This is a genomic window from Symbiopectobacterium sp. Eva_TO (assembly GCF_053848865.1).
This window is the reverse complement of record NZ_JBSPEY010000004.1, coordinates 23,667-45,849: the sequence shown is the minus strand read 5'-3', so window position 1 is coordinate 45,849 and position 22,183 is coordinate 23,667. Positions and strand designations below refer to the sequence as shown.

Sequence of the window (22,183 nt, the reverse complement as noted above, 5' to 3'; positions counted from 1 at the left end):
CCATGTTATATGCATTTACGCTGGGCAGGAAACTGCTAGGCGAAGAACCCTGGTGCCCTGAAAAGGGGGGTAAAGGCGGTGGTAGTGACAATGGGGCAGGGGCTCAAGCTGATGCCATGAACCGCGCCACTGCATTACAGCGCGAGCAGTGGCAGACGGTGATGAATAACCTTTCGCCATTCACGCCGCTTGCTCAGCAGAACATATCTCAGTTGCAGAACCTGTCCACGCTTGAGGGTCAGGGTAGTGCGCTAAATCAGTATTACAACTCACAGCAATATAAAGACCTTGCGAATCAGGCCCGCTATCAGAGTCTTGCAGCTGCTGAGGCAAACGGGGGTCTTGGCTCCACCGCAACCGGAAACCAGCTTGCTGCCATCGCGCCTACGCTTGGTCAGAACTGGCTTTCAGGCCAGATGAACAACTACCAGAATCTGGCGAATATCGGTCTTGGGGCGTTGACCGGTCAGGCCAACGCCGGTCAGGCCTACGCCAACAACACCGGCCAACTATTGCAGCAGAATGCGTCACTTGCAGCGGCTAATGCTAATAAGCCATCGTCATTGCAGCAAGGCATCGGCGGCGCATTAAGTGGCGCGTCCATTGGTATGGGGATTGGTGGGCCGTGGGGTGCTGCCATCGGTGGTGGGCTTGGGTTGCTTGGAGGGTTGTTCTGATGGCTACCTGGAACCAAGGTATTAACTCTGGCGGCTTTCTGGCTGGTATCGGCGGAATGAACGAAAACGCCCCACGCGCCCGCGATGTTAACGCCACTCTCGGCATGATTCGTGATAACAACGACTTCGCCCGCGCAGGTGGTAACAACGTTGGATTGCAGGCATTACAGGGGCTGCAAGGGTTGTCTGATGCTTACAAGCAAAACCAGCAGGCAGAGCGTCAGAAAGTATTCCAGCAGGAGTTCGGCAACGCTTTTAAATCGGGCGACCGTACCGCCATGCGTGATTTGGCAGCGAAATACCCTGACCAGTTCGAGAATGTGCAGAAAGGCATGGGATTCATTGACGATGACCATCGTACAACGATGGGTGATCTAGCGATGAATGCACAGGTAGCAGCAGGGCAAGGGCCGGAAGCATTCGGCAACTTCCTGAAAACCAATGCTGACGAGCTTAACCGTATTGGCGTAAATCCGGCAGATGTAGGTCAGACATACCAGCAAGACCCGAAAGGTGCATCTGACCTGTTCGGCAATCTGGCTATGTTCTCGCTGGGACCAAAGGGTTATCTGGAAGCGTTGGATAAGCGCGAGGGACGCCAGAATGACGCGGCAAAACTGACAGAGCAGGTGCGCAGTAATAGGGCAAGCGAAGGTTTGCAGGCTAGAGGGCAGGATATTAGTTTTCAGAACTCACTGAGAACCAGCGGTGGGTCTGTCCCCGCATCTGTCCGAGAATACCAATATTTTCAGAGCCTCGGGCCAGATCAACAAAAAACATATCTCAGGGTGCGCGGTAGGCCAGAGGCGATGGGGGATAGCATGGTTCAACTGGCAGACGGGCGTACTGTAAGTGTCACTGGCAAGCTGCATGGATCTGGTGCCAGTGCTTTCTATGAAGGGGTTGATGACGCCGGGAATATGGTTCGCGTCCCCGCTAGCGCTATCGCTGCGCCTCCAACATCAGCAGCGACGGCGCAGAATTCCGCCATGAAGAAGGATCTGGACGCCATCGAGGGTGCTAGCGCAGGGGCTCTTGGGGTTATGACAGGGATTACTGGTGGCACGGGTAAGCAAGCTTTAGGCGCAGATGTAAGAAGTCGGTTAAGTGGTGGCGAGCAACGCCAACTATACAATGCTGCACAGAGGATTCAGGGAAGAATGCAAAACCAAGGTGTTGCGGCTGCCCGCGACATGGGGGCCAGCGGAATTAACACGGTGGCAGAGGCCAAGATGTATTTTCAAGGTATGCCACAGTTTGATTCTTCAAGCCCAGAGGCGGCGAAAAGGTCTGCACGCGAGATTCGAGAGTATACTGACAACTACAACCAGCAGTACAACGTTAATGTGGGTGGTAGTAAGTCTCAGCAGCAGGCACCGCAGCCAGCTCAACAACCAACACAACCGCATCAACAGGGCGGCTTTTCTTCGCTATGGGGTGATTAATGCCAAAGGCATGGAAGGACGTAATAGCTTCCCCTCAATATCAATCCCTATCTCCGCAGCAGCAAACAGAAGCACAGGCGCAATACTTTGACGAAGTGGTTGCCCCCCGCACTGGTGAGAATTGGGCTGAAGCGAGAGATCAGTTTTATTCGGCATACCCTTCTGCCCTTGAGCAGCAGCGAGCGCAAGAGCAACAGACTCAATCTCAATCACCGTCCATGGCTGATAACGTTGAGCAAGCTGCCAGGGGGCTGGTAAACATTCCGTTTGATATTCTCCAGGGTGGAGCTGATTTAATCAATGCCGGAACTGGCGCGGTTGGTCTTGGTGATGTGCTCGATCCTATTTATCGCCCGGTAGACAGGCCCACTGACAAATTCGCTCAGGCTGGCGAGGCAATTGGCGGATATTTAATGCCGATTGGCGCGGCAGCAAAAGTAGCTCTGCCAGCGGAGTTGTTGACTAGATCGCCATCTCTGGCAAGCGGGATAAGCACTGCCGGTAACATGATAACAGGCTCACTTGCTGAGGCTTCTAATCAGCAGGGAGATTTTGCCGCTAATGCTGCTCAAAACGCCGCAATTAATCTAGGCGCTCAAGGTCTGCTTTCTGGTGCTGCCACTGCAATAGGTAGAGGTGTTACGGCTCTCAAGGGGAGTATTGCACCAGAGGCACAGCAAACCATTGCGAATGCTGAACGCATGGGTATTACCCCAATGACGTCAGATATGGTCAAGCCGAGAAATGCATTCACGAGAGGGCTCCAACAAGATGCGGAAGGTGCCATTTTAGGAACAGGCGAAAAAAGAGCGGAGCAGTATGCGGGTAGAAGCAAACTTGTCAGTAATTACCTAGATCAAGTAGGCGAGTACAATCCTGATGATATCGTTAAGTCACTGACATCAACATTGAAAGGTAGAAAGGACGCAGCCGGGGCAGTTATTGATGACGTAACCACGAAAATGGGTGCGTCACCAGTTGAAACAACCAACTCTATCAGCGCAATAGACACCAGCATTGCAAGACTGGAGCGCCTCGGGACTTCTGCCGATCAGGGGTTATTAGGCACGTTAAAAAACCTGAAAGACGAACTTTCAAGCCAAGGAGTGGATTTCGACCTGCTTCGCCAGCATCGCACAGCTTTCCGGTCAAATGTTCAGGGTGATGCCATGGTTTTCCCTAATCAGGCAAAGGCGATCACCCACATGGTAGAGAATGCCATGAGTCGTGATTTACGCTCATCGGTAGGTAAAACGCTCGGGCCATCTGACGCGGCAAAATACATCAAGGCCAACTCAGACTACGCAAATATTTACAACAAGGTTTTGAATAAGCGCATATCCACGATATTGAATAAAGCGAGTAACGAAGCCACGCCAGAACTGATAAATAGCATTGTATATAGTCGTAATGCCTCTGACATCAAGAGAATTTGGTCAGCCCTTGACCCTAAAGGTAAGGATGCAATGCGTGCGGCATATATCACAAAAATGGCAGATGCGGCGGGTGACTCACCGGCAAAATTCATGACCCAAGTGAATAAACTGAAAAAACAAGCCGGTGGTGAAATCTACAATAGCGTATTTAGCGGGAGGCACATGAGAGAGCTTGATGCGCTGGATGACGTTTTGCGTACCACATCAAGATCCGATGCCGCAAACGTTGTTACTCAGACTGGTCAGTCTCAGGCAAACAGGCTGAGAATGATGGGTAGTGTGCTGTCTCTCGGAGCGACGCTTGGGATTGAAGGAGGTTTTGGTACATTGATGCGCCTATACGAGTCAAAGCCAATGCGAAATGCCTTGCTGCGATTGGCTGGCACAAAAGCAGGAACGGCAGCATACGAACGAGCATTAAATCAAGCTGCAAATATAGTTAAGCCAATTTTGGCAAACCAAGCTACCCAGCAAGAGTAAAGCGCGGCAAATGAGATAACCCAACCTAACCCGCTTCGGCGGGTTTTTTATTACCGCAGATTCGCTCTGTGGGGACGACTCACGCCCGGAGAAATATTTATGGCCGATATTAATGCTAACGTCGCGGTCCGCATACCGTCTTCGCTGTTCGTTATGCCGCGCAGTTTTAAACCCATCCCGAACGGGAATATTTACATCGGTCGTCCTGATACCGACCCGACCCAGCCCCTCAATCAGATCCCGGTTTATTATGCGAACGAATCCGGCGTGATGGTGCAGGTGGCGCAGCCTCTGGTGATAAACAACGCCGGTTATCCGGTGTACAACGGCGTGGTGACCGACTTTCTCACAGAAGGTCCCTATGCGATGGCAGTTTATAACACGAGTGGTGTGCAGGAATTTTATTTCAGCAACATCATGCCGTCGATCGCCGGCGGGCAGGCCATTAACCTGAAGAAATTCCTGACCGTGCCGGAAACCAGCGTTGAGGCGCTGCCGGATGTGAATATGCGCAAGAATAAACTGCTGGGCTTTGATGCTTATGGCGATCCGATAGCAATAGCCAACCAGACGGGACAGTACAATCCGGTGGAAATTGCACTGACCACACCCCCCGCCCCTGAAGATAAGCAAGTATACCTGTTGATAGGGGGCTATAAGGTTCCGGCATGGCCGACGCGCGAGAACACACACATGGTTGGTTACCCGACAGCCCCGCGCATTGTGTCGCCGGTTTTCAGCTTCCGGGCGGCGGTGAATCACAATTACCGCATCCCGTTTGCAATACTGAATGCGGAGCTGCCAGCGGCATTACAGGTCACGGCAGACAAGCCGGAGAGATTTACCCCCTTAAAAGCCTCACGTCTGACACAAAGCAGCGGTGTGATTGACATGACCACGAATTATTCGGGGCGAGATGATGAGAGGTCGGTGATCACGCTGACTGATACGTTAAGCGGAACGATGCAAAGTTTTACCGTGTTACACAGCCATACGCCGCTGGACTCACTGACCGTCTCGGCCTCTACGATCAGTGATGGTACAATCCATATGGAATATGAGCCACAAAATTTGCCACAAAACACCCACAAGTACGCCGCGGTCATTAAGCCAGAGGTGACTATCAGTCCCGACATCAGCCACCGGGTTGCCCACATGCTAAATTATTTTAATGAAGCCGTTGTGGTAAGAAAGAACGCGGTATTTACCCCGTTTGTGACAGAGATAACCCTGGAGGCGCCGTATAAAGGAAGTCTTGAGGTGATACTGAAAGATTCGCTGAACGGATTAACGGTCTCGAAATTCGTGGATGTGGATTTTGCAGGACGGCAAGAAAGAAGTGAATAAAAAATTGGCTTTGTTGAATAAACAGATTTTATGCTGCACCCGGTGAAACGACAGATCCTCTCAACGCAAAACCCTTTCCCCTCTCAAGGTTCACCGTTTTTCTCGGCCAATAACCTTATCATCCCCCACGCGGGACAGGAAGCTGGAGCGACTACCATACTCAGGATGTGCAGATGCGGCGGTAGATGGATTTCCAAAAAGTCTCGGGCCACAGCGATATCGCCGAGGTTTTTGAACAGGGAGTCATGTTGGGAGAGTGAGGATGTTGTCATCGGCGCAGTATACCTTGCTCAGGTTACGGTATGCCATCGAAATCCCCGGCCCTTCAACGAGCCGGGGCGGCTGTCAGTGCCTCTGCGCGAACTGCTTGAGTTCGGACTTGTGCCAGCGGGTCAGCGTATCGGTGAGCATGAAAGCGTTGCTCTGGCTGGCGTCATTAAGCAAGCTATCGATTTCAGCCATCACGCTATCCAGATTCTCACGCTTGCGCACAAGCTGCCTAATGGTTCGTCTCTCTGCGTCAACCATAGCCGATTGCAGACGTTCGATAACAGCCCATATGCGTTCGCATTCTCGGGCGATATTCGGGATGTGGCGGACTTCCATCGGCTGAGGTGAGGGAATGCCGGTGGCTTCGCGTAAAGCGTACCAGATGCCATTGCTCCACGCCTGTTTGAAGCGGAAGTTATGGCTCATGTGCCAAATCAGGCGGGCGAGGTTAGCGGTATCGTTAGCAGTGAAGAGTTCGTGGGACTCGGGTTGATACTGTGGCGGATTGTTAGCACGTTCAGTATTGAAGTAGCAATCTTCCAGTTGCTCGAACACTTCCCATGCTTTATCGGTCTCAAGCATCTTAGCGTGGCGGGCGGCTCCGCGTTCTGTCCAAAGGATGAGGCTACGAGCATTTTTGCCAACTAACCCTCTTAAAGATGGTCTGTTCTTGGCTTCTCGTAATTCATCGTTTTCAAGTTTGAAGAAATGTTTACCTGCTATAAATCTGTCCGCATTTCGGAGATAGTTATTTTGAATATGTTTGACGTCAGTTCCGTAAAGCTGCGCCAGAAGTTCAGTAGTGATAACGGCGATGTTATTGTGGGTAATGACGGACAGAATGTTTGTATTGATTGGGTTGGTCATAATATACATCCTTCTAGATTGTTCAATTTACCCATTGTTCAGATGGGCGGTCGGGTACTTGAACACCGCTAGAAGACGGCCAGCAGCTTTTCCCATACGGGTGTTGTATCGCTACTCGCTACCCGACCATAATAATCTATGGACGTAAAAAAACCGCATTACTTTCGGGCGCGGTATCCGCTTCTAGGGTGTGTTCAGCACCTGAAAGCGACTATAGCGCATGGGATTTCCTTCGTCAAATGTGGGGATTCTGGCGTAGTCGGCAAGTCGAAATGGACGGTAAGTTATTGATAAAAATGTCGTGTATTGTTGTGCTTTGTTGTGTTTTGTCGCCTATCTTTTGAGTACCAATTAACCCTAACTATTTGATAATTATTAGATTAGTACTTTATAACTTCGCTGTGTGGCTTACAGCGGCAGAGAAATATCAGCATTTTTATTCAATGGGTTACAAACAATCGATCGAAATTACTCGAAATTCGATCGAAATAATTACACCTCCATCCATTCTGCCCCTCTTACATCCCGATACTTATCGGTCATGGTTGCTGATTTATGACCCAGGAGTTTTTGCGCGTAATCCCTACCTTTCTCATCGGTGTAGAGACGCGCTGACAAACTTCTGATTTCATGAAATGAGGGAGGGTTACGTTCCCATATTAACCCTGATGCCTTGCGTGCCTCACGAAATGCAGAAGATATCGTTTTTGCGGCAAATTGCTTGTATTTGGCGTCTGCGACGATATGTGCCCTCCCGTTGTTTAATTCTCTAAACTGGTTCAGTACATCGGAAAGGCATAAATTGAGGCAGTCGATGCGGGTTGCCTTGGAGAACGCAAGCATCATGCCTGTTTTCGCTTGCTTGATGTAAAGGCGTCCGTCTTTGAAATCCTCCCAGCGTAGCGCCTGTATATCCCCTAAACGTTGACCGGTGACTAAAGCAAGGTCAAGGCAGGGCCCAACCCATGCGGGTAATGTATCCGCTGCCTTGCGTATAAGCCTCCACTCATCCAGCGTTATACGCTCCCTCTGAATGTCCACCCGCTGATTACGCGTAACCTCGGCTGGATTGCTTTTGAGCAGCCCATCGGCAATGGCTTCACGAAACAAGTCAAGCAGCAATGCTCTGATGCGGTTCGCCATTGTCGGTTTTCCTGCCTTTACCCACTGATTAAGGAACGAGGCAATGTCTTTGGTTTCTACTTTCTGAAGAACAAATTCGCCTAAATGGGTGTTAACGGTTTTCAGGTATTTATTGTACTCGCTCATCGTTTTCGGCTTGAGTTTTCTGCCGTCGAGTATCGTCAGATAGCGTTCAGTCCATTGACTAACTGTGGTCACCTGTGTGCCGTTGATGCGGTCAACGAGCGGTGATTGTTTTGATGAGCCATAAATTGCCATATTGGCGGCGATGGCTTGCGTAATGGCCTCCTGTCGATGGCGACCCAGGCCGTATTCTTTTCCGGTGCGCGGGTCACGGTAGCAAAAATAGCCGCCATTGCGCGGTTGCAGGTTTGGCGGCAAGTCGCGGTTCTTATGACTTCTCCGGCGTGCCATGTTTTATCCTCGATACTAATGATGAGTTAACAGGTCTGTATGAATGAAGTGTGTCGTTTTGACTTAGCCTCGTGGCGGTTTCGTCAACCAGATATTCGCGACCATCACGTATTGCTGGCGGGTCAAAACGTACATTTCTAGCTGCTCGTCTTAGCGTTTCCATACAGCGCGGACGGGGTTGCCGCCGATTCCACTCGGATAAGGTGATGTATGCCATTATTTACCTCTGCTAAAATTAAGCCGTTGCGCCATTTGTCATGGTGGCAGGCGGGGAATTTGTGAATCTCGGAAACGGTACAGTGAAGGTTGCCGACAGGGTGTGCGGTGATGCAGGTGATTTCAGGCTGTAACAGCCTTGGTTAGAGTACTGATGCAGGTCGTAGAGGTTTGCCTTGCTGCCCGAGGATATCGATAAGCCTTCTGTATCCGTTTCTCAGCCATTGAACCCATTTATCCAGTTGGGTTTCTTCCGGGTGATAGCTCCCCATGAGGGCAGCATGACCCGCGAATGCATAATTCATGGGTGCTCCTGTTTTTATATTGCTATTTGGGTGTCGTATTTGGCGTGGCTCATGGTCTTCCAGCTCTGGCCATTATCTTTGGATAACATGCGCCAGTAGAGGGAGAGCCGTATTGATAAATAACCGGTTCGTCGTATGCGTCTTGCATGAATAAGTCCTTCACGGTATAAGCGCTTAAATAGCTTCTCCCGCTCTCTTATCCTGTTAGGTATTTTAGGTTTCATTCGTTGTTCCTCTCACGATGCAAGGCTGTTTGGATGTTGTGCTAGTATTAGGATGGGTAAAGGGTATTCGCATCATATCGCGCTCCAAATCATGTATGACCCCCACAAAAAAGCCGCTACAAGAGCGGCTATGGCTAGCTTTGCTGTTAGCGCTGTTCGCTTCATGATTCACCTTTGGCCTTGGCTATGGCGGCAACTGCCTTATCGTAATGCTTGCGTGCCAGCCCGTTATTGAGCCAGCCTAAAGCACCTTCCAGCGCCTCAAGCAAATCCGGTGCGGCTTCAATCAGCTCCATATTAGCCTTGCTCACGATTAAATCAGGGTGCCCGTCACTTTTGCTCACAGTCGGGCAAAGTACGCCACCATCCTTACCGTCTGGACCACTCAGGCGGCGAAAGCTATTACTTGTCCACCATTTCCACGGGCCTTTCGTATAGCCACCCATCTTCATCTCCTTCATTCAGGCGTAAAAAAACCGCTCGTAGCGGCTGGACATGGTCTAAATATGTTTAGATATTAAATCTTGCATGAGTAAACCTCTTACGATGCAACGCTGACGTGCTTTTGGTGGGTAAAATCGCCGTTCCAGTTGAGTTTCATGGGCACTTTTCCACGGCGGTAAAGGACGTAGAGGCGTTCAGCACCTTTGCGAAGGAGTACCGGCTGGTGCTTAATGAAGTCATCGGCACCATGAACGCTAATCAGATGTTGGTGCTCAGTCAGGTATTTGTCGCGGGCGTAGGATGCTGCCCGCCAACGGGTACCGGATTGGCTTTCGTTGTAGAGCCAGTTACGCTCTGCTAACCACTGGTTCACTTTCTGGGTGTTAACACCGTTGAGCATTTTGCAGAACTGGGTGGGGGTCATGCCCTCCTTGAACAGACTCTTGAGGTCGTGGATTTCTTCCTCCTGTTCTTTGTTGATCAGTTTTAGCTGCTGGGTTTCCTCTGCCAGTTCGGCGGCGAGGCGCAGGGCCTCTGGATAGGTTTGTGGGATAGCGAACTGGCTTGCACGCTCTTCAAGCTCATGCCAGCGTTTGATAACGCGCATACGGTGAACAGCGCTATAGCCGGTAAGCAGGCATTCGGTGTGGTCGCGGTCGAGAAGATATTCAGTCTGCTGGCGATTCATGGAGTCCAGATAGATGTGCTCAAAACTGAGCGTATCTTCTCCCAGGTCAACGAGCATCTTTTCGATGTCTCGCTTGACGTTCTTATGTAGCTTGTCAGTCAACTCCGCGATTTCACGGCTGGACATGGTTAATGTTTGTGCAATGGTTAAATTTTGCATGTTAAAGCTCCTCACAAGTGAATGTGATTAATGGAACCCCGGCACGCTCCCGGGGCGGGATTAGTGATTAATGAATTCTTGGAATCTGCCCTGGCCTTAGTCGCAATTTTAGTTGGCTAATCAGCAGTGCTCTTTGTTTGTCAAAGTACATTGGCACAGTGCAAACAAAACCAAACGTATATGAATCGTCGAAACAAGATGACTTAAAGAATAAAATTCAAGTTTATTTTTTATTTCTTGCAATGTATCTCTTACCACTGGATAGGAAACATTACGTGCCCAGGCAATCTCTTTTTTGGTCATTCCCAGAGCAAATAACATTGCGGTTTCAAATTGTGCTGGCGTTAATTCAGGAAAAATATGATTTAACTGCGCGAATTTTTTTGAATCGAATATTCTCATTTCTTCGCCCTAGTATCTTGAGAGATGAAACGTGACATTAACGATTGTGCTTCACAAATGGGCACACGAAAACTAGACTTTTTCATTAGCCTTATCCTTATTTATTAGGAGTAGGTTTAGGGTTAGCTGGCTGTTGGGATATCAAGCTCCCTTCAGTCAGCGACGATTTCTCACTGAGTTCACAATGAAAATGGTTGTGTTATACTTCCCAAAAAGGAGAATAACATTATGGGCCAGGTTGCATTTGATACCTTGCAGGCATCAGAAGAGCTTCAAACCGCCGGGCTTACCAGTCAGCAGGCCAAGGCGATTTCGCTCGTCGTACGCAAGTCTCATGAGGTTGCGGATGTCGCTACCAAGCGTGACCTTGAAGACGTGCGCAAAGATTTAACTGTTCAGATAGCCGATGTCCGCAAGGATATGACTGCCGGTTTTGATAAAATTAATGATAAATTTGAGAAGCTTGGCATGCAGATGACCATCCGGCTTGGGCTAATGGTCGCCGCTGCCGTCAGTATCATTGCTGCCATTCTCAAAATGTGACGGTGCACTATACCCCTTGGGTCAGGCGGAACCTGTTTGCGCAGCCGCCCGACGACGTGGAGGTACTCATGCCGCCACCTTGGCTAAGTTTCTAATAACCTCAAGTTCTCTTTCAAGCTCAGACAGAAACTGCCTTAACGCCTCCTCTATTTCAGTAACCAGCTTATCGTCCTGATGAATTCTCAACTGGTAATAGGCAAGGTCTGGCGGTAGCCTGTCGTCATAGCTGACAAAATCACACCATTTCCTGCCCGTACACATCATTTGGGCGTTCATCTGTAGGAGGTATTGGTTTTTCGGCTTACCGGTCTTGATGGTCTCTAAATGCGTCCATGTGTTGGGGCATTTTATTTCTATCAGGCCATCATTTCCGACCAAGCCATCAGGCGACGCACCAAATCCTACGATATCGGGATGGGGAATAAATCCCACTTCTGTAACTTCTGCGTCAAACTGGTTAAGCAGGTACATCTCTCGCGCTACCGGTTCAAGTTCAGTGCCGCGCTGCATGGCCGCGTTTGAGTAACTTTCTTCCACCTTTCCAGTTAGGCGCTGGCAGATAAGCTCTGCCATGTAGTTCTGACGGCTGGCGGAATAGCCCGATTTGGTTTTAGCCATTACGTCAGATAGGCGACTGGCGGTCACGTTGCCGCACCGGGCGGAAAACCATTCATCACTGCGCTGTTGCATGATCCACCTCGCTATATTCTGCATCGACGGGAATGCTTTCCTTGATACGCTCTTTTTCGGCATTGCCGATAATCTGGCGCTCTTCGTGGGTCAGGTTTTTCCATGTTTCAGCGAAAACTTCCATGCTCATCTGAGCCGCTTCTTCGCACCGGGCAATGAGTGCAGGGCGGCGCTCGTCTGTTTGTTGTCCAACAACAACGCTTGCCGGGCTGCTTTCGATGATCCGCTCTGCTTCGTCGCTGTCGTAAATGCCAGCGAAGCCAAAGGCCATGCGCGCACACTGAATAAGTGACTTATGGCGCAACATTCGGGTGGGGTGTGATTGCCACGGCTGGGTATTGCGCTTACACTCGCCCATGTATTCGGTGACTACAGTGGGGTGTTTGCGATCTTTGCGGTAAATCTTGCAAGTCGATGCGCCCTCGTCCTTATCGTAGCTGAATTCCATCCCGTCAAACTGTGGGTGCTCGTTGATGATTCTGGCCCAACCATCGACACCAACAACCGGGACAATGCCGCCCTTATCAGGGAATGCGTAAATCTCTTTCGTCCACGGGTTAAGCCCGTACTGGTTGGCAACGATAAGTAGGGCGGTAAATTGCTCGTCCGTGACGTTACCCCCCTTGAACGCCGTATTCTTGAGGGTGCTTATTAATTCGGTGCCTGGTGCCATGCCGAGGCGTTCAGCCAGCTTCCCTGCCATTGTTGTTAATGCCGTGCTCATGCTGCATCCTCCGTGCTGTTCTGCCTGTCGTAAATCCAGAGTGCCCGCTCAACCTTCACACGGTGGAAAATGGCGTCAAAAATACGTTCACCCTCTGCTTCCTGATAATCAACGTCGCTGCTTTCCATGTATTCACAGGCTTGAGCTGTGTAAGCATCAGGCCAGTGCTTTCTAAGCGGAACACGAAACCTTTCGATAGACTTCTCCGCCAATTGCTCAGCCTCTGCGTAACAGTCTTCAATGACGTCGTCCGTCATCGTTTCAATAATTTTTCGAATTTCTGATAACTTGTTTGGGCTAAGCATATTTCGCCCTCCGCAATAATTTCATAGCTGCAATCCATTTCTCGTTGTTTACGTATAGAACGGCTTCCCTGCATAGCTCTTGGGCTTTTATAAAATACGGATTAGATTTCACGGCTCACCTCGCTGGTTTAACGTGTCTTTAAGCCATTTGGCAGCGGCTTTAGCTATTTTAATAATTCGGTCTAATTGTGTTTCCGAGCGGCCAGCAATAGGCCACCCTGCAAAGGCATATTGCATGGCGTTCTCCGTTTAACTATTTGGATTGATGTATATGCCGGCGAATATCGGCGTAGGTATAAAGCGGTAGTTCAGTGTTATCTATTATCAGTGTGGTGGATGAGTCGGCGATAAGCGGATGATGGGAATGCTGAAAGTGCTTCAGTCATAGATACCCGTTAATTTTTTTACCTGCTTTTTGAGCCACTTATTTTCTTCCGTCAGATAGAAAATAGTTGACTTATATACTCTTGTCTCATTGTCATCACAAGGGAGGATGTCAGTACTCATCAAATAACGTGAATCATTAATATTATTGCTGCCGTTGGTGACAGCGACCATGTTACCGAAATTAGGGTGATTGAAGGTCGTGATATGAGGCTTATTAAGTTGCATCATTCAATCCTCCGTTGGCTATCAAAATATTTTCGTCAATGAGATTTTGCATGGTGGCCTCCGTGTTAAGTGCCTGCTTTGGTGACCCTCTCAGGCGGCGAGGGTTTCCCTGCTTTCCACAGTCGAAGGAAATCGGATAGACTGGTGATTCCACAGTCTAAAGGGATACTCGTATGGATATCGGATTACTTATCACTTCGATCAAAAGTGCCATCGGCGCGCTTTCCACGTTTCAAAGCAACGAGGTCTTGCGCGAGCGTATTACTCTCATTTATGAGCAGATTGAAGTAATTGAAAAAGCCAACGAAGCCGCCGTAAAAGAACTTGCCGAGGTAAAAGCTAAAAACGTAGAACTTGAGAAGGAAATAGCGACTTATCGGGCAAAGGATGAGTTTGTCCAGCACATGGGAGCGGCCTTTAGAAAAAATTCCTCTGGTGGCTATATCAGCGCGGTTTATTGCCCCAACTGTCTTAAACAAGTCGGGAGTGGATTTCCGGATTTCCCTTTTCAGTGCAGTGCCTGTGGATGGGTTTCTGATTTTTCGGGGGATGCTCTTTCTCATGTTATGGGATCCTTGCCTTAATTTTAGTGCTACTATGCCTAACGGGCGGTAACATTCTCACATTTCTGAGAGCCTGCTGCGCATGGGGCGACTTGCGGCAGGCAAATAAGACCCTCCTCAAACTTCACGAACACCCCACGATGTATACGTCTGTCTTGCTCTGGCGGTAATGCCATACTCCGTTTTCGGCTTGCTGTACCAGATGCGATGGTTAATACGCTTAACCATGTCGTACATTTTGGCGAAACGGTTAATTTGCTTCCTGAAACTGGCCAGTATGCCGAAATTAATCCGTGGCGCACGTTTGCGCTTGAAGGCTAATTCAATTCGGTTAAGCGCTTTGCGTTTTTCTGGCTTCTGCCCCAATGCCTTATCAATACGGGATGTCACCAGTTCACGACGGATGGCTTCTGCCTTGCGTCTGGCATGACGGCGAATAGCGGCGTTTGTTTTGCTAACAGGATTAACGGATTTACGGTAAATGATAGTAGCCATGAGTCCTCCAACAGATAGTTTTGGTGGTGTGGTGAGCCAGTGGTGGCCCTGGTGTTGGCTATAATTTTTATTAAGCCCACCACACCCCAAAAACATCTGGGCAAAGGTTCGGCACGTTGTCGGTGCCTTCCGTAGAGCGCGAGGCTCGTTTTGAAAGAGCGTTTAATCTGCCACAACCGCCGTCATGTTCGTGTGCCTCGGGCTGGCTACTTACGCTCAGGCAATCGGCGGGTAACTCGAGGTCTTGCCTGCCGGGGTATTGCCGTTGCGGGTTGCTGGTCCACCGTCTGGCTTGCGGCTGTCTGGTGGGTTGATGAATCAAAATATAAAATAACTTAGTTTTATTGGCAAGGTAAATTTAGGAATATTTATTTTTAAGCGGTCATGGCTTACTGTATGAAAGGGATAGGAGAGGGTTACAGTGCAAACTGGACGCCAATAACAGTACCTACAATCTTGCATGCATCTGTTACAAGAATCTTATCGTATCGAGGGTTTAGGGGCATTAAATAATTATTGAAGCCATCCATGACTAACTTCTTTACTGTCATCATACTTCGCGGTGGTTGATTTGAGCTATCTGAGATAATAGCAGCAACAATTTTGCCATTTTCGGGTTCAACTAATGGATCAACAATAATCATTGATCCCTGCGGGATGCTAGGTTTTCCATATGGGTTTACCATCGTGTCATCATCAATTTTTACACAAAACGCCCTTTGTGATGCAGTAACAAATGTTGCTGTATTATTTGCATTTTTAGGCATTTCATTTCCTCCGGTTGCAATGAAAGCCATGGCCTCATCCCAAGATAGCAGAGGAACCATATGCATAGAGTCGTGTATCATTGTCACTGAGCCGGGGTCGGTGCCGTAAAGTAAATAACTCTCTGTAGTATTAAGTGCTTTTGCTAGTTTGCTAAGTGCCTTCCCTCCAGGTTCGTTTAAATCTTTCTCCCAGTATCCAACCGTGACGCCTGTAACGCCGATACTTTTCCCTAGAGTAACCTGAGTGTATTTTTTTAATTTTCTCAAAGATTTAATGCGCTGACCTAGCGTTTCCACAAGTAGCTCCTAAAAATTATTTTACTAAGATATTTTAGTTTTTATTGACCTAAAAAAACCTAGTCATTATAATCTAAGTTAATTTATTAAGCGGGAGGTGGTATGACCGTTGAGCAATTAAAGTCATATTTTGGGAAAAATAAAAATATTGCTAAATTTTATGGTGTTACACCAGAAGCGATATCAATGTGGTGTAGACGAAAAGGACGACTAATACCTAAAGCTAGAGCCATAGAAGCTGAATATCGAACAAAAGGCGTACTCAAGTACAACCCCGCACTATATGAAAACAACAAAAAGAATGTAATTGATTATTTTCAGAATTCTGATTCTGTCGCCTAACCAGCAGTACCGCTCTTCACAACGGACACTCGTCCTACGGAAGCCACCGACAACGTGGCGAACTCAACATCCCACAGTAACACACTCACTGTGACTGGCTCACGGCTTCGTCACGTCTGTTGATCACCAAAACACTGGTGCCGTGTATCTACATGTGCATCCGATAACCTATTCTTTCAACAAGGAAATCATCCCAAATGGAACGTGCAAAAACACGCAAAAACTCTGCGATTGAGTTCATTAGCCGTCACCTCGTTACAACAGCATATCAGGCCATTGTCCGGGTACGCCAGACCAACATCGCAAAAATGCTCGGTGTCGCCGATTCAACCGTCCTGCGCCGCTCAGAGAAGCTCACCGAGACGATGGATATCTTAGCCGCCAGTGGTGTGCAGGATTTTGTCTTCGAGGGAGAGAAGAAGATGCCGCTGGATGAATACCGCTATCTGCTTCGTTCAGCGATGGAGTTTGCGAAGTATCAACTGGAAGCGGCTGAATCTGTATCAGGCGACGAATGCCTTGCTGCATAGGAGGGGAACATGATGCAAGCACAAAAGAAAAAGCCGAACAATGCGCTAACACTTGGTCGGCTTAATAAACAACAAAACAGTTGATTTCAGGAGGAATTATGGCACGAAACAGCCGGAATTTCAAGCAAAAAGAGGAACGTGTGCATCCCGATTCACCTGATGGATTAGTTGTCGCTGCCGTTAATAACAAGCCGTTCGCTGAGCGGCTTATCTATGTTTTCAGACTGGCTAAATCGAGGGTGAAAAAAGATGGCCGCACCTAAACTAAAACTGGTTCAATCCTCACAAAATTTTACGGAGCATCGCGTGGCGGATCTCGAAGATGGTTACGCTAAGCTGGCAAACATGCTTCTTGAAGAATACGCCGGGGCAGACCTAACAAAGCGTCAGTTCAAGGTGCTTCTGGCAGTTCTGAGGCTCACTTATGGATGGAATAAAACCATGGACAGGATAAGCGACTCGCAGATATCAGCAATCGCCAGATTGCCTGTTAAGCGCTGCAATGAGGCAAAGTTAGAGCTTGTCAGAATGGGGCTTCTCAAGCAGCAGGGTAACCGGTTTGGGCCAAATAAAAACGTAGACGAATGGTGTATCCCTCAAAATGAGGGAATATCCCTCAAAATAGGGGATAAAAAATCCCTCAAATTAGGGGATAGCAATCCCTCAAAACAGGGGGACACCAAAGACATTATTCAAAAGACAATAAATACACATACCCAAACCCACGAAGTGGGCTTGTCGGATGATGAAAAATTAACCCCACGGCAGAAAGGCACCAATCCCAGAGCCAAAGGCACGAATCCACGCTCTGCTATGCCAACGTTTGATCGCGAACGTTTCAAGCACACCTGGAACAGCAAAGCCGAAAAACACGGGCTGCCAAAAATTCGCAGTGTGACCACCACTGTCGAGAACGGGGTGAAACGCTTATGGGTCTCCTACCTGAAGCAATGCCGCGAACTGGGCAGGCAGCCAAGGGATATCGACGGTCTCCTCAACGGCTACATCGATTTCGGCTACACACCCACTGCATGGGCCTGTGGTGCCAATCCCGAAGGAAAAAAATACGGCATTGAGACCGCCTTGCGTCAGGAAAAGATCGACCAAATCCTTGCGGAGGATGCCTGATGGACAGTTACGAATTTGAAGAGCAATTGGTTGGCTCGATGATGATTAAGGGCGACCACATCGACTGCCGGGATATCGCTGGGAAGCTACCTGCAGAAGCCTTTGAGAATTTCCACCTGCGCAAGATGTACGAGGTGATCACCGCGTTGCTGGCGAAAGCGGAACCGGTAGATCAGTTTGCTGTTCAGTCTAGCGTTCCCGCGGAGACGAAAGAGCTTGTCATGTCCGTTGCTAAGCGATGTTGGTCTGCCGCAAACATCATCGCCTGGGCTAAGCGCGTACGTCAGTGCTGGATGTTGCGCAAGAGTAAGCTTGAATTGCTCCGCGCTGTATCGCTGCTGGATGGCGCTGGGACGCACGATATCAACGAGCGGATCGCTGAGGTATCAGGAATTCTTGGCAAGCTGCAGTTCGAAACCAACGACAGGCTACCGCGTCGCATTGGTGATTTGCTGGATGACTACCTGCAGGTGTTGGAAAAACGAATGGGCGGTGCTGAGTCTGGAATGTATCTGAAAACCGGCATTGAACCACTCGATGAGGCATACGGTGGGTTTGACCGTACCGACCTGATCGTCATTGCTGGGCGTCCTGGCATGGGGAAAACAGAGCTAGCGATAAACATATCTAACTCAATCGGAAGGCAAAAAGGGAAGGGGTTAATTTTCTCGCTTGAAATGTCTGATATGCAGGTTGTTGAGCGTCACGTTGCAGATAGGTCTGGTCTGGCTATCGGAGTTCTTAGAAACCCCATCAACATGATTCAGGAGCAATACACCAGATTGACAGCGGCTACTGGAACGTTGCTGGATGAAAATAATTACGTGATAGACGGCTCATTTACCGTTGATGAGTGCATAGCCCATGCTGAACGAATGAACATGGATGGCGGCCTTAGCTTCATGGCAATTGATTATCTGGAACTCATGAAACTGCCGAAGGCTGATCGTTATGACCTATCCATTGCTGAGGTAACGCGCAAGCTTAAGCAGTTCTGCCTAAGAAACAAGGTCCCGGTAATACTTCTTGCCCAGCTTAATCGAAATGTAGAGGGCCGAGCGGAAAAACGCCCGAACATGGGGGATCTGGCTGGCTCCAGCTCAATAGAGAAAGATGCTGATGTTCTGATATTCCCATACCGCGATGAGGCTTATCACAGCAACAGCGACATGAAGGGCATCGCAGAAATCATTATCGGTAAATATCGCTCAGGCCAACCAAAGACGTTTTATATGGGCTGGCGCAACGGGCATTTCATCAACATAGACCAATCAGCCGCGGCGAAGCAGTACGCAGAAAACCAGCGTTCTCAGGATAAATCATCTGCAGATTGGCGCTAGGCAAACAAACAGGAGGAGTGATGGATAGGCGAGGCAGCGTCATGGGGTTCGTGATATTCCTGATATGCACGGGTTACATTTTCATCCGTTCACTTATTGATATTGATCGTGGGGCGGCTTATCTCATCGTAATGTTCTTCCCGCTGTTTCTTGGGTGGCATGCCGCGAGGACGCTGGAGGAGTGGAATCACAGGCATGAAAAATGACCATGTGCGACACACTGACGGCAGCGGCAGAATGATGAAAAGGGATACACAGAAAGCCGCTGAAAGAAGTCATGGGGTTTTAAAGCGAGGGAAACAGGAATGACAGCATATCTAACAGAATGCATCGTGGGGCTGCTGGCAATGGCGGCCCTTTTTGTTTGGGTGGGGACATCCTCAATTTGGTTGACAAAATAGAAAAAATGCGAAAATACATGGTTTACAAATCCTAAAAAAAGCGAAACTTAAGATGAGTGAGCGGGGCCTGCATAGCCAGCCCACAATCATGATTGCTGTTCGTGGGATCGTTTTTTTGCCTCAACCATCGCTGGGAGGGTAAACGCATAAAGCAGGAAGACTTCAGTGAATCCGAGCATTTCTTCGGCCTCTTCCTGGGTGAACTCTTCATCGGAGTGAACAGCGCCGTTTGAATCAATTCGGACGATGTGAGCCCAGTCTTTCATCTGTTCTGTGATTAACCCCTTGCCATGAAGCATGGATATTCTTTGTGAGAGTTTCTCTTTATTTGAATCTTCTCCGAGAATATTTCTGGTGGCAATGTCAATAACCTTTCTGCAAAGCATCACTGCTGTTTCAAAATTACCTCTTTGCAAATTGGTCTTTGATTCAACATAAAATTTTGCGGCTCTGTCTGGGGTATTGTCTGGAGCACTATTGATTTCAACTTTAGGATAAATTTCATAAAGTAAGTACGTGCTAGAAGGAGCGGGCACCAGAATGTTCTTTTGTCCAGTTCGCACTGAGTATAAAGGGCCATGAGCCGTAGAGCTTTTGACGGCGGCTATTCCTGATTTATTGCAACTATTGCATACAAAGTGCACATCATAAATATCAGTAGTCCCCCTTTGTTGTTCATTTAAACCAATAAGAACTGCATTTTCTCTTAAACAGTGAGGACAGGTTGTATTGAAGGAAAGCATAGCCATGAATAAGTTAACTCCCTATTTGAATGATATATCCACGATATTGAGTAGCGCGGATAGGCCAGAGGTCACGCTGTTACAACGCTATGAGATAACCCCGAGCGAGCAAAAGATAAACTTCATTCTATCACTTATTGGAAAGTTGATAGAGCAGGACAGAATGCTTCGCGCCAGAAGCGGAGGGTGACATGGATAAAACACGCTTCCTACTGCGTGATGAAAGAATACGAAAAAACCTGAAAGCGTTTATTGATTCCCTGCCCACCGACCTACACCGCCCCCTCGAAATCACCATCAACGATGCTAAACGAACGTTACCGCAGAACGACCTGTTCCATGCGTTATGCACCGATGTTTCGCGTCAGGTGGTGTGGGCCGATAAACCGCGCCCGCTGCTGGACTGGAAGGCGCTGTTTGTCTCGGGACATGCCATCGCTACCGGCAGGCCGGGGGAGGTGGTTACGGGGCTGGAGGGGGAGTTTTGCAGCATCCGTGAGAGCACGGCTCAGATGGGCATAAAGCGCATGAACAGTTTGATTGAGTACGCCCAGGCCTGGTCGCTCGGCAACGGCGTCAGGATGCGCGAGGTACGTTATTCAGGGGATTACTTTGGGAGAGTTGGATGAAAAAAATACCTTTCAAGTACGATGGGTTAACCAGTGAAGAGGCGGAGCGCCTCGTCAGGCACTACAAAGAAAACGGCTATTGCGCTGTCAGGTCACTGAGCAGCGACCCCAAATATTGGGATGTCGTCGTCACCCTTCCCGAACAGCACTACCTCAAACCAACACCACGCTCAATGGTTAACAAAATTTGGGGGTAGATATGGCGAATCTTAGAAAAGAGGCCAGAGGTCGGGAGTGTCAGGTGATGCTCTCAGGTATCTGTAACGGCAACGCGGAAACTGTAGTGCTGGCCCATTACCGAATGTCCGGCATTTGCGGCACCGGCATGAAGCCTGACGACCTTTTTGGCGCATGGGCCTGTTCAGGGTGTCACGATGAAATAGACCGCCGCACGCGTATCACCGATGCCGACTATGCCCGGCTGCATCATCTGGAAGGCGTCATTCGCACACAGGCGATTTTACTGGCGCAGGGGAAGATTAAGCGATGACCGAATATCACCTGAAACTGCCGTGGCCCCCATCGCTTAATACCTACTGGCGACACGCACGACATCGGCACTACATCAGCGAGAAAGGCAAAGCATACCGGCAAAGTATCATCCAGATAATTCAACATCAAAACCTCGATATCAACACGCCCGCAAGACTAAAAATTTCCATCATCGCCAACGCGCCAGACAAACGACGCCGTGACCTCGACAACCTGCAAAAAGCGGTTTTCGATGCGCTCACGCATGCGGGCTTCATGCTGGACGACGAACAGATAGACGATTTCAGGGTGAGGCGCGGGCAGCAAAAACGTGGAGGCAGTCTGGATATCGTCATCACTGAGTTGGAGGTGGCATGAGAAAAAGAGGGCGACTGACGGCGGAAGATATTCCGCTTATCCGGGAGCTACTGGCCTCCGGTATGCCGGTAGCGGAGGTGGCAAGGAAATTCGAGACCAGCAAGCAGCATATCTACAGCATCAGGAACGGCAAAAACTGGGGGGCGGTGACATGAGAGATATTCGATACCTGTTGACGGCATGGGGAAACTGGAGCGGCTCACGCATTGGCACCGAGTACAAGGCAGCATGGCCCCTCGCCACGGCCAGCAGCGATATCCGGCCCATGCTGTCTGATGCCGACGGTGAGACAGTTGACCGGGCGGTAGGGCGACTCAAGCACTTCGACCCGCTGGGGTACGATATCGTGGTGGCGTATTACAAGGGCAAGGCGTCTTGCAGGGCGATAGGCCAAGAGTTAGGGAAGCCCACTTACTATATAACGGGTTTTCTTGCTCGCGCCGAGGCTTACATAGCGGGTAGTGTGGCTGAACTTTTGGAGGCGGCTTGACAACTCACGCAGCTGTCGAGATACTGAATGTACTAGAATCTAAACAGCGGTTAACCGCACCCGATAGCCATGCGGCTTTTTTATGCCCGTAAAAGGGCGTAATCACATCCGAAGGCCGGGTGGAGAGGCGTAATACAATACCCGCAAGGGGAATATGCCCGGAGCGTCTGTTTAGGCTCTAGTTGACACCCGGCTACCAGCTACTAACTGGTAATCCG

The 22,183-nt window shown here is 49.2% G+C and carries 31 protein-coding genes and 1 pseudogene; 16 read left to right on the top strand and 16 right to left on the bottom strand.

Annotated features, from left to right (window positions below; genetic code table 11):
- The first annotated feature begins 2 nt into the window (after positions 1–2).
- From ACWWJF_RS02065 to ACWWJF_RS02050, 4 genes are all read left to right on the top strand, one after another.
- Entirely contained in the window at positions 3–677 is a 675-nt protein-coding gene (locus ACWWJF_RS02065) for a DNA transfer protein (RefSeq protein WP_455868541.1), read from the top strand.
- On the top strand, positions 677–2,122 hold the full coding sequence (locus tag ACWWJF_RS02060; RefSeq protein WP_455868540.1) for a phage DNA ejection protein: 1,446 nt from the start codon (positions 677–679) through the stop codon (positions 2,120–2,122). The genes ACWWJF_RS02065 and ACWWJF_RS02060 overlap by 1 nt, the downstream gene beginning before the upstream one ends.
- Entirely contained in the window at positions 2,122–4,038 is a 1,917-nt protein-coding gene (locus ACWWJF_RS02055) for a DNA transfer protein (protein WP_455868539.1), read from the top strand. The genes ACWWJF_RS02060 and ACWWJF_RS02055 overlap by 1 nt, the downstream gene beginning before the upstream one ends.
- A 99-nt stretch (positions 4,039–4,137) precedes the next feature.
- Positions 4,138–5,385 (top strand): phage tailspike protein, encoded by a 1,248-nt coding sequence (locus tag ACWWJF_RS02050; protein WP_455868538.1) that lies wholly within the window; start codon positions 4,138–4,140, stop codon positions 5,383–5,385.
- A gap of 756 nt (positions 5,386–6,141) precedes the next feature.
- On the opposite strand, the pseudogene ACWWJF_RS02045 reads toward ACWWJF_RS02050, so the two are convergent.
- The 8 genes and pseudogenes from ACWWJF_RS02045 to ACWWJF_RS02010 all read right to left on the bottom strand — a co-directional run.
- Positions 6,142–6,522: pseudogene (locus tag ACWWJF_RS02045) on the bottom strand (ORF6N domain-containing protein); the annotation flags it as partial.
- A gap of 492 nt (positions 6,523–7,014) precedes the next feature.
- Complete coding sequence (locus ACWWJF_RS02040) at positions 7,015–8,079, bottom strand: phage integrase Arm DNA-binding domain-containing protein (protein ID WP_455868537.1); 1,065 nt, start codon at positions 8,077–8,079, stop codon at positions 7,015–7,017.
- Positions 8,057–8,242 (bottom strand): excisionase, encoded by a 186-nt coding sequence (locus tag ACWWJF_RS02035; protein ID WP_455868536.1) that lies wholly within the window; start codon positions 8,240–8,242, stop codon positions 8,057–8,059. The genes ACWWJF_RS02040 and ACWWJF_RS02035 overlap by 23 nt, the downstream gene beginning before the upstream one ends.
- Before the next feature lie 196 nt (positions 8,243–8,438).
- Complete coding sequence (locus tag ACWWJF_RS02030; RefSeq protein WP_455868535.1) at positions 8,439–8,600, bottom strand: protease FtsH-inhibitory lysogeny factor CIII; 162 nt, start codon at positions 8,598–8,600, stop codon at positions 8,439–8,441.
- Positions 8,601–8,614: 14 nt separating this feature from the next.
- Positions 8,615–8,824, bottom strand: a complete 210-nt coding sequence (locus tag ACWWJF_RS02025) for a ParE family toxin-like protein (RefSeq protein ID WP_434064595.1) — start codon at positions 8,822–8,824, stop codon at positions 8,615–8,617.
- Positions 8,825–8,985: 161 nt separating this feature from the next.
- On the bottom strand, positions 8,986–9,285 hold the full coding sequence (locus tag ACWWJF_RS02020) for a hypothetical protein (RefSeq protein WP_455868579.1): 300 nt from the start codon (positions 9,283–9,285) through the stop codon (positions 8,986–8,988).
- An 80-nt stretch (positions 9,286–9,365) separates the two neighbouring features.
- Positions 9,366–10,115 carry a Rha family transcriptional regulator gene (locus ACWWJF_RS02015; protein WP_455868578.1) on the bottom strand — a complete coding sequence of 250 codons (750 nt, stop codon included), beginning with the start codon at positions 10,113–10,115 and terminating at the stop codon, positions 9,366–9,368.
- Positions 10,116–10,235: 120 nt separating this feature from the next.
- Entirely contained in the window at positions 10,236–10,517 is a 282-nt protein-coding gene (locus ACWWJF_RS02010) for a helix-turn-helix transcriptional regulator (protein ID WP_455868577.1), read from the bottom strand.
- Positions 10,518–10,745: 228 nt separating this feature from the next.
- Between ACWWJF_RS02010 and ACWWJF_RS02005 the strand changes: the two genes are divergently transcribed.
- Complete coding sequence (locus ACWWJF_RS02005; RefSeq protein WP_455868576.1) at positions 10,746–11,060, top strand: DUF1640 domain-containing protein; 315 nt, start codon at positions 10,746–10,748, stop codon at positions 11,058–11,060.
- Between the two features lie 66 nt (positions 11,061–11,126).
- Here ACWWJF_RS02005 and ACWWJF_RS02000 read toward each other — a convergent pair whose 3' ends face one another.
- The 5 genes from ACWWJF_RS02000 to ACWWJF_RS01980 all read right to left on the bottom strand — a co-directional run bounded on the left by ACWWJF_RS02000 (position 11,127) and on the right by ACWWJF_RS01980 (position 13,394).
- Positions 11,127–11,750 (bottom strand): lambda exonuclease family protein, encoded by a 624-nt coding sequence (locus tag ACWWJF_RS02000; protein WP_455868575.1) that lies wholly within the window; start codon positions 11,748–11,750, stop codon positions 11,127–11,129.
- Complete coding sequence (bet, locus tag ACWWJF_RS01995; RefSeq protein WP_455868574.1) at positions 11,734–12,474, bottom strand: phage recombination protein Bet; 741 nt, start codon at positions 12,472–12,474, stop codon at positions 11,734–11,736. Before bet ends, ACWWJF_RS02000 begins: the two co-directional genes overlap by 17 nt.
- Positions 12,471–12,779 (bottom strand): hypothetical protein, encoded by a 309-nt coding sequence (locus ACWWJF_RS01990; protein ID WP_455868573.1) that lies wholly within the window; start codon positions 12,777–12,779, stop codon positions 12,471–12,473. Before ACWWJF_RS01990 ends, bet begins: the two co-directional genes overlap by 4 nt.
- Before the next feature lie 108 nt (positions 12,780–12,887).
- A complete protein-coding gene (locus ACWWJF_RS01985) occupies positions 12,888–13,016 on the bottom strand; it encodes a protease FtsH-inhibitory lysogeny factor CIII (RefSeq protein WP_455868572.1) in 129 nt (42 codons plus the stop codon).
- 141 nt (positions 13,017–13,157) lie between these two features.
- Positions 13,158–13,394 (bottom strand): hypothetical protein, encoded by a 237-nt coding sequence (locus ACWWJF_RS01980; protein WP_455868571.1) that lies wholly within the window; start codon positions 13,392–13,394, stop codon positions 13,158–13,160.
- A gap of 170 nt (positions 13,395–13,564) precedes the next feature.
- On the opposite strand from ACWWJF_RS01980, the gene ACWWJF_RS01975 reads away from it, so the two are divergent.
- Positions 13,565–13,975, top strand: a complete 411-nt coding sequence (locus ACWWJF_RS01975) for a hypothetical protein (RefSeq protein WP_455868570.1) — start codon at positions 13,565–13,567, stop codon at positions 13,973–13,975.
- Positions 13,976–14,071: 96 nt separating this feature from the next.
- Here ACWWJF_RS01975 and ACWWJF_RS01970 read toward each other — a convergent pair whose 3' ends face one another.
- A complete protein-coding gene (locus ACWWJF_RS01970; protein ID WP_455868569.1) occupies positions 14,072–14,449 on the bottom strand; it encodes an antitermination protein in 378 nt (125 codons plus the stop codon).
- 416 nt (positions 14,450–14,865) lie between these two features.
- On the bottom strand, positions 14,866–15,513 hold the full coding sequence (locus ACWWJF_RS01965) for a LexA family protein (RefSeq protein WP_455868568.1): 648 nt from the start codon (positions 15,511–15,513) through the stop codon (positions 14,866–14,868).
- Between the two features lie 102 nt (positions 15,514–15,615).
- On the opposite strand from ACWWJF_RS01965, the gene ACWWJF_RS01960 reads away from it, so the two are divergent.
- The 5 genes from ACWWJF_RS01960 to ACWWJF_RS01940 all read left to right on the top strand — a co-directional run bounded on the left by ACWWJF_RS01960 (position 15,616) and on the right by ACWWJF_RS01940 (position 18,853).
- Positions 15,616–15,855, top strand: coding sequence for a Cro/CI family transcriptional regulator (locus tag ACWWJF_RS01960; RefSeq protein WP_455868567.1), 240 nt, complete (start codon positions 15,616–15,618; stop codon positions 15,853–15,855).
- A gap of 197 nt (positions 15,856–16,052) precedes the next feature.
- Positions 16,053–16,385: a hypothetical protein gene (locus ACWWJF_RS01955; RefSeq protein ID WP_455868566.1), complete on the top strand. Its 333-nt coding sequence runs from the start codon at positions 16,053–16,055 to the stop codon at positions 16,383–16,385.
- Positions 16,386–16,483: 98 nt separating this feature from the next.
- Positions 16,484–16,648, top strand: coding sequence for a hypothetical protein (locus ACWWJF_RS01950; RefSeq protein WP_455868565.1), 165 nt, complete (start codon positions 16,484–16,486; stop codon positions 16,646–16,648).
- Positions 16,635–17,513, top strand: a complete 879-nt coding sequence (locus ACWWJF_RS01945) for a replication protein (RefSeq protein WP_455868564.1) — start codon at positions 16,635–16,637, stop codon at positions 17,511–17,513. The genes ACWWJF_RS01950 and ACWWJF_RS01945 overlap by 14 nt, the downstream gene beginning before the upstream one ends.
- The gene (locus ACWWJF_RS01940) at positions 17,513–18,853 is read left to right on the top strand and encodes a replicative DNA helicase (RefSeq protein ID WP_455868563.1); all 1,341 of its coding nucleotides are present in this window, start codon (positions 17,513–17,515) and stop codon (positions 18,851–18,853) included. The genes ACWWJF_RS01945 and ACWWJF_RS01940 overlap by 1 nt, the downstream gene beginning before the upstream one ends.
- A 487-nt stretch (positions 18,854–19,340) precedes the next feature.
- On the opposite strand, the gene ACWWJF_RS01935 is transcribed toward ACWWJF_RS01940, so the two are convergent.
- Positions 19,341–20,003: a DUF4145 domain-containing protein gene (locus tag ACWWJF_RS01935; RefSeq protein ID WP_455868562.1), complete on the bottom strand. Its 663-nt coding sequence runs from the start codon at positions 20,001–20,003 to the stop codon at positions 19,341–19,343.
- 185 nt (positions 20,004–20,188) lie between these two features.
- Here ACWWJF_RS01935 and ACWWJF_RS01930 point away from each other — a divergent pair, with 185 nt between their 5' ends.
- From ACWWJF_RS01930 to ACWWJF_RS01910, 5 genes are all read left to right on the top strand, one after another.
- Complete coding sequence (locus ACWWJF_RS01930; RefSeq protein ID WP_455868561.1) at positions 20,189–20,626, top strand: recombination protein NinB; 438 nt, start codon at positions 20,189–20,191, stop codon at positions 20,624–20,626.
- Between the two features lie 199 nt (positions 20,627–20,825).
- Positions 20,826–21,116 carry a DUF1364 domain-containing protein gene (locus ACWWJF_RS01925; protein ID WP_455868560.1) on the top strand — a complete coding sequence of 97 codons (291 nt, stop codon included), beginning with the start codon at positions 20,826–20,828 and terminating at the stop codon, positions 21,114–21,116.
- The gene (locus ACWWJF_RS01920; protein WP_455868559.1) at positions 21,113–21,475 is read left to right on the top strand and encodes a RusA family crossover junction endodeoxyribonuclease; all 363 of its coding nucleotides are present in this window, start codon (positions 21,113–21,115) and stop codon (positions 21,473–21,475) included. Before ACWWJF_RS01925 ends, ACWWJF_RS01920 begins: the two co-directional genes overlap by 4 nt.
- Positions 21,472–21,630, top strand: coding sequence for a helix-turn-helix domain-containing protein (locus ACWWJF_RS01915; protein WP_455868558.1), 159 nt, complete (start codon positions 21,472–21,474; stop codon positions 21,628–21,630). Before ACWWJF_RS01920 ends, ACWWJF_RS01915 begins: the two co-directional genes overlap by 4 nt.
- Positions 21,627–21,965 (top strand): antiterminator Q family protein, encoded by a 339-nt coding sequence (locus ACWWJF_RS01910; RefSeq protein WP_455868557.1) that lies wholly within the window; start codon positions 21,627–21,629, stop codon positions 21,963–21,965. Before ACWWJF_RS01915 ends, ACWWJF_RS01910 begins: the two co-directional genes overlap by 4 nt.
- Positions 21,966–22,183 lie beyond the last annotated feature (218 nt).

What these genes read in the sequence shown, in the direction of transcription:
- ACWWJF_RS01990 (WP_455868573.1), bottom strand. Translation starts at nt 12,779, where the DNA reads ATGCTTAGCCCAAACAAGTTATCAGAAATTCGAAAAATTATTGAAACG.
- ACWWJF_RS01940 (WP_455868563.1), top strand. Translation starts at nt 17,513, where the DNA reads ATGGACAGTTACGAATTTGAAGAGCAATTGGTTGGCTCGATGATGATT.
- ACWWJF_RS02050 (WP_455868538.1), top strand. Translation starts at nt 4,138, where the DNA reads ATGGCCGATATTAATGCTAACGTCGCGGTCCGCATACCGTCTTCGCTG.
- ACWWJF_RS01945 (WP_455868564.1), top strand. Translation starts at nt 16,635, where the DNA reads ATGGCCGCACCTAAACTAAAACTGGTTCAATCCTCACAAAATTTTACG.
- ACWWJF_RS01950 (WP_455868565.1), top strand. Translation starts at nt 16,484, where the DNA reads ATGGCACGAAACAGCCGGAATTTCAAGCAAAAAGAGGAACGTGTGCAT.
- ACWWJF_RS02035 (WP_455868536.1), bottom strand. Translation starts at nt 8,242, where the DNA reads ATGGAAACGCTAAGACGAGCAGCTAGAAATGTACGTTTTGACCCGCCA.
- ACWWJF_RS01920 (WP_455868559.1), top strand. Translation starts at nt 21,113, where the DNA reads ATGACCGAATATCACCTGAAACTGCCGTGGCCCCCATCGCTTAATACC.
- ACWWJF_RS02010 (WP_455868577.1), bottom strand. Translation starts at nt 10,517, where the DNA reads ATGAGAATATTCGATTCAAAAAAATTCGCGCAGTTAAATCATATTTTT.
- bet (WP_455868574.1), bottom strand. Translation starts at nt 12,474, where the DNA reads ATGAGCACGGCATTAACAACAATGGCAGGGAAGCTGGCTGAACGCCTC.
- ACWWJF_RS02030 (WP_455868535.1), bottom strand. Translation starts at nt 8,600, where the DNA reads ATGAATTATGCATTCGCGGGTCATGCTGCCCTCATGGGGAGCTATCAC.
- ACWWJF_RS01960 (WP_455868567.1), top strand. Translation starts at nt 15,616, where the DNA reads ATGACCGTTGAGCAATTAAAGTCATATTTTGGGAAAAATAAAAATATT.
- ACWWJF_RS01980 (WP_455868571.1), bottom strand. Translation starts at nt 13,394, where the DNA reads ATGATGCAACTTAATAAGCCTCATATCACGACCTTCAATCACCCTAAT.
- ACWWJF_RS02020 (WP_455868579.1), bottom strand. Translation starts at nt 9,285, where the DNA reads ATGAAGGAGATGAAGATGGGTGGCTATACGAAAGGCCCGTGGAAATGG.
- ACWWJF_RS02015 (WP_455868578.1), bottom strand. Translation starts at nt 10,115, where the DNA reads ATGCAAAATTTAACCATTGCACAAACATTAACCATGTCCAGCCGTGAA.
- ACWWJF_RS02065 (WP_455868541.1), top strand. Translation starts at nt 3, where the DNA reads ATGTTATATGCATTTACGCTGGGCAGGAAACTGCTAGGCGAAGAACCC.
- ACWWJF_RS02025 (WP_434064595.1), bottom strand. Translation starts at nt 8,824, where the DNA reads ATGAAACCTAAAATACCTAACAGGATAAGAGAGCGGGAGAAGCTATTT.
- ACWWJF_RS01915 (WP_455868558.1), top strand. Translation starts at nt 21,472, where the DNA reads ATGAGAAAAAGAGGGCGACTGACGGCGGAAGATATTCCGCTTATCCGG.
- ACWWJF_RS01930 (WP_455868561.1), top strand. Translation starts at nt 20,189, where the DNA reads ATGGATAAAACACGCTTCCTACTGCGTGATGAAAGAATACGAAAAAAC.
- ACWWJF_RS01975 (WP_455868570.1), top strand. Translation starts at nt 13,565, where the DNA reads ATGGATATCGGATTACTTATCACTTCGATCAAAAGTGCCATCGGCGCG.
- ACWWJF_RS02060 (WP_455868540.1), top strand. Translation starts at nt 677, where the DNA reads ATGGCTACCTGGAACCAAGGTATTAACTCTGGCGGCTTTCTGGCTGGT.
- ACWWJF_RS01985 (WP_455868572.1), bottom strand. Translation starts at nt 13,016, where the DNA reads ATGCAATATGCCTTTGCAGGGTGGCCTATTGCTGGCCGCTCGGAAACA.
- ACWWJF_RS01925 (WP_455868560.1), top strand. Translation starts at nt 20,826, where the DNA reads ATGGCGAATCTTAGAAAAGAGGCCAGAGGTCGGGAGTGTCAGGTGATG.
- ACWWJF_RS01970 (WP_455868569.1), bottom strand. Translation starts at nt 14,449, where the DNA reads ATGGCTACTATCATTTACCGTAAATCCGTTAATCCTGTTAGCAAAACA.
- ACWWJF_RS02055 (WP_455868539.1), top strand. Translation starts at nt 2,122, where the DNA reads ATGCCAAAGGCATGGAAGGACGTAATAGCTTCCCCTCAATATCAATCC.
- ACWWJF_RS01935 (WP_455868562.1), bottom strand. Translation starts at nt 20,003, where the DNA reads ATGGCTATGCTTTCCTTCAATACAACCTGTCCTCACTGTTTAAGAGAA.
- ACWWJF_RS02000 (WP_455868575.1), bottom strand. Translation starts at nt 11,750, where the DNA reads ATGCAACAGCGCAGTGATGAATGGTTTTCCGCCCGGTGCGGCAACGTG.
- ACWWJF_RS02005 (WP_455868576.1), top strand. Translation starts at nt 10,746, where the DNA reads ATGGGCCAGGTTGCATTTGATACCTTGCAGGCATCAGAAGAGCTTCAA.
- ACWWJF_RS01910 (WP_455868557.1), top strand. Translation starts at nt 21,627, where the DNA reads ATGAGAGATATTCGATACCTGTTGACGGCATGGGGAAACTGGAGCGGC.
- ACWWJF_RS01955 (WP_455868566.1), top strand. Translation starts at nt 16,053, where the DNA reads ATGGAACGTGCAAAAACACGCAAAAACTCTGCGATTGAGTTCATTAGC.
- ACWWJF_RS02040 (WP_455868537.1), bottom strand. Translation starts at nt 8,079, where the DNA reads ATGGCACGCCGGAGAAGTCATAAGAACCGCGACTTGCCGCCAAACCTG.